This is a genomic window from Streptomyces beijiangensis, assembly GCF_017315755.1.
Lineage (GTDB): Bacteria > Actinomycetota > Actinomycetes > Streptomycetales > Streptomycetaceae > Streptomyces > Streptomyces beijiangensis.
In genome coordinates this window covers 1-410 of the sequence record NZ_JAFLRJ010001647.1, presented here as the reverse complement: position 1 = coordinate 410, position 410 = coordinate 1, and the positions used below count along the sequence as shown (strand labels likewise).

1 protein-coding gene and 1 pseudogene are annotated in these 410 nt (G+C 74.6%); one reads left to right on the top strand and one right to left on the bottom strand.

Annotated elements, in window-relative coordinates:
• Positions 1 to 247, top strand: a pseudogene (locus J0695_RS43065) (response regulator transcription factor); the annotation flags it as partial.
• 76 nt (positions 248 to 323) lie between these two features.
• Here the strand turns inward: J0695_RS43065 and J0695_RS43060 are convergent.
• A partial coding sequence (locus J0695_RS43060; protein WP_206970234.1) for a helix-turn-helix domain-containing protein occupies positions 324 to 410 on the bottom strand: 87 nt, incomplete at its 5' end.

Below are 410 nucleotides of genomic sequence, written 5' to 3'. Positions count from 1 at the left end.
CCCCAAGCCCTTCGCGTTCACCGAACTCGTCGCGCGGATACGGGCGCTGGCGCGCCGGACGCAGCCCGCACTGCCGCCGGTCCTCGTCCACGGCGATCTGCGCCTGGACCCGGCGCGACGGGCCGCGACCCGGGCCGGGGCCCAGCTCCCGCTCAGCCCGAAGGAGTTCGCCGTCCTGGAACTGCTGCTCGCCGCCCGGGGGGCGGTGGTCTCCGCCGAGGAGCTCCTGGAGCGGGCCTGGGACGAGGCGGCCGCCACGAACAGCCCGCTGTAGAGCAGGGTGAGGCGCCATCTGACACTCCGGGGCCCGCGCAGGATCGGCCTCACACCCGGTATCCGGCCTGCGCGACGGTCTCGATCAGCGGCGGTTCGCCGAGCTTGCGCCGCAGCCTGCTGACGGTGACCTTCAC